Origin of the sequence: Bradyrhizobium sp. PRIMUS42 (assembly GCF_023006515.1) — a bacterium.
Classification (GTDB): Bacteria; Pseudomonadota; Alphaproteobacteria; order Rhizobiales; family Xanthobacteraceae; genus Bradyrhizobium.
This window is the reverse complement of sequence record NZ_JALBGZ010000765.1, coordinates 1-2,850: the sequence shown is the minus strand read 5'-3', so window position 1 is coordinate 2,850 and position 2,850 is coordinate 1. Positions and strand designations below refer to the sequence as shown.

Here is a 2,850-nt window from a genome sequence, read left to right as displayed (position 1 = left end):
ATCGTAGCGGCCGGTCCAGAGCTGCTCGCCGGTCTCCGGCGCGATCAGCTCGGCGGTGACGCGGATCTTGGCGCCGGCGCGCCGCACCGAGCCCTGGATCAGATAGGTGGCGTCGATCTCGCGCGCGATCAGGCGCGTGCTGGTGTTCTTGCCCTTGAAGGCGAAGGTCGAGTTGCGGCTCAGCACGCGATAGAAAGATTGCAACGACAGCGCGTGGATCAGATCCTCGGTGAGGCCGTCGGAGAAATATTCGTCCTGGGCATCGCTGAGATTGGCGAAGGGCAGCACGCCGACGATCGCGGTGCGGTACTGTTGCGAGAGGGCGGATGCCTCCCTCAGCTCGGGTGCGAGCGCCGGTGCGCCCTCAGGCGTCCAGGTCCAGACCCCGACCGCATCCTTGATGTTCTTGAAGCGATGGTTGCCGGCATCGGTCAGCAGCGCGGTGAGATGCTTGCTCGCCTCGCGATAGGCCTTGGCCGAGATCGCGAAGCCGCCGGGGCTCGCCACCGATTCCAGGCGGACGGCAATGTTGACATCGTCACCGAATACTTCGTCCTCGTCGGCGATGACGTCGCCCATGTGGATGCCGAGCCGGAACTGCATGGCGCGGTCGGCCGGCAGATGGTGGTTACGCTCCGCCATCAGCGTCTGCATCGCGATCGCGGCCTCGGTGGCGCCGACGATTGAGGGGAACTCCAGCAGGAAGCCGTCGCCGGTGTTTTTGACGACGCGACCGCCGTGATTGAGGATAATGGGGTGGATCGCGCTGCGATGGGCCTTGAAGGCGGCATGGGTGCCGGCTTCGTCGCTGCCCATCATGCGCGAATAGCCGGCGACATCGGCGCAGACGATGGCGGCCAGACGTCTTTCCATATCCTCGGAGCTCCAAGGGAGGGCGGACCGGCCACGGCGTGGCAGTCGCCTCGAATCCCGCATTTCAAGAACCCTGCCTTTATAAAGCAGATGAGGCCGAGCGGAAGCATGATCCGCATTGCAAATTCGAGGTAAATCCCAAGCAATCCCGGCGGTGGACGGGGAGGGATGAACCGACTAAGCGGGTTTGCGACCGCCGCGGACGGCGGCAGGGGTACCTCGCATGCTGGGCATTCACGAAATCTGGCTCTTCATCCTGTCGGGGGTGCTGCTCAACATCACGCCGGGGCCCGATTCCGTCTACGTCATCGGCCGCAGCATGCAGATGGGCTGGCGGGGCGGTGCCGCTGCCGCCCTCGGCATCAGTTGCGGCTGTTTTGTTCATGTCGCGGCTGCGGCAATCGGCCTTTCGGCCCTGCTGATGGCCTCGTCGACTGCCTTCTCGATCCTGAAGCTGGTGGGCGCTGCCTATCTGGTCGTCACAGGGTTGCAGATGCTGTGGTCGCGCCCGGCGCTGGCGGCGGCGATCGACGAGCCGGTGCGGAGCTCGCTGCGGCGGGTCTTCCTCCAGGGCGTCTTCACCAATGCGCTCAATCCCAAGGTCGCGCTGTTCTTCCTGGCCTTCCTGCCGCAATTCGTCGCAGCCGATGCGCCGCATAAGCCGCTCGCCTTCCTGACGCTCGGCCTGATCTTCATCTGCACGGGGACGATGTGGTGCCTGGTGTTGGCGGCGTTTGCGGCGAAAGCCGCGCACCGGCTGCGCAAGTCGGAGGGCGCGATCGCCTGGGTCAACCGCGCGCTCGGCGGCCTCTTCATCTATCTCGGCATCCGCGTCGCCATGCTGGAGACGCGGTAAGTCATTCGAACGAATGATGGAAGCGGCGCGGGGGCTGCGTAGGGTGGATTAGCGAAGCGCAATCCACCATTGTTTGTTTCCGCGCAAAGCAAAGAGGTGGGTTACGCCTTCGGCTAACCCACCCTACGGTCTGTGTTTAACCAAACTCCTTCGCGAGCGCGCTGCCGGCGAGATAGAGGCCGAGCAAAATCATCGCGATCAGGAACCAGCGGCGGAACGCTTCGGCCGGCATCCGCGCCCGTACCGACTGGCCGATGAACATGCCGGCAAACGCCATGGCCATGCCCACGGCGCCCGGCACGGCATTGGCCGGCGTCAACAGGCCGACGGCGGTGAGGTTGAAGGCGAGCGCCAGCGTCGCCGTCGTGAAGAACACGCCGAGCGCCTGCACCAGCTCGTCCTTCTCCATGCCGATCGCCTGCATGAACGGCATCGACGGGATCACTTGCACCCCGGTCGAAGCTGAGATCACGCCGGTGACGACACCGACCACGCCGCCGACCCATTTCTCGTTCTGCGGGGAGACGCAGAACTGGAATTTGTTCAGACCGATCACGGCATAGATGATGAGCAGGGCGCCGAGCACAATCGTGCCGTAGCGCGCATGCGGGCCGGTCAGCGCGTCGGCATTGAGCCAGCAGCCGATCACGGTGCCGATCATCAGCGGCCACAGCCGCCGCAGGATGTCGCGCAAATACGGGCCGACGAAGGTCTGCCAGATGTTTGTGACGATGGCGGGCACGATCACGATGGCGATCGCGCGGCTCGGCGTCATGCTCACCGCGAGCAGCCCCATGGACACCGTCGGCAGGCCGAGCCCGACCACGCCCTTGACGAATCCGGCGAGCAGAAAGACGGCGGCGATGACGATGAGAAGCGGGTCGATCATGTCGGCACATTGACCGAAGCCGCGCGCCGGCACAATCTGGAGGTTACGGAGAGTACCTTCGTTCAGGACGAAGGCTGAGGAGAGACCTGCCATGCGCTTCGACCTCGTTGACCTCCAGCTCTTCATCGCGGTTGCCGACCAGCGCAGCATCACCCGCGGCGCGGAGCGCTCGCATCTGGCGCTTGCCTCGGCCAGCGCGCGCATCAAGGGGCTCGAGGACGCGCTCGGCGTC

At 65.0% G+C, this 2,850-nt stretch carries 4 protein-coding genes; 2 read left to right on the top strand and 2 right to left on the bottom strand.

The window, feature by feature from the left end:
* Positions 1-873, bottom strand: an 873-nt coding sequence (locus tag MOV75_RS33240) for an adenylate/guanylate cyclase domain-containing protein (RefSeq protein WP_247007442.1), incomplete at its 3' end; no start/stop codon positions are given.
* A gap of 223 nt (positions 874-1,096) precedes the next feature.
* Between MOV75_RS33240 and MOV75_RS33235 the strand changes: the two genes are divergently transcribed.
* On the top strand, positions 1,097-1,729 hold the full coding sequence (locus MOV75_RS33235; protein ID WP_246926077.1) for a LysE family translocator: 633 nt from the start codon (positions 1,097-1,099) through the stop codon (positions 1,727-1,729).
* A 136-nt stretch (positions 1,730-1,865) separates the two neighbouring features.
* Here the strand turns inward: MOV75_RS33235 and MOV75_RS33230 are convergent, their stop codons facing one another.
* Positions 1,866-2,618: a sulfite exporter TauE/SafE family protein gene (locus tag MOV75_RS33230; RefSeq protein ID WP_246926080.1), complete on the bottom strand. Its 753-nt coding sequence runs from the start codon at positions 2,616-2,618 to the stop codon at positions 1,866-1,868.
* Between the two features lie 91 nt (positions 2,619-2,709).
* On the opposite strand from MOV75_RS33230, the gene MOV75_RS33225 reads away from it, so the two are divergent.
* Positions 2,710-2,850, top strand: a 141-nt coding sequence (locus MOV75_RS33225; RefSeq protein ID WP_247007443.1) for a LysR family transcriptional regulator, incomplete at its 3' end; no start/stop codon positions are given.

Excerpts from the sequence above, each read along its gene's own strand:
- MOV75_RS33235 (WP_246926077.1), top strand. The coding sequence starts at position 1,097 with ATGCTGGGCATTCACGAAATCTGGCTCTTCATCCTGTCGGGGGTGCTG.
- MOV75_RS33230 (WP_246926080.1), bottom strand. The coding sequence starts at position 2,618 with ATGATCGACCCGCTTCTCATCGTCATCGCCGCCGTCTTTCTGCTCGCC.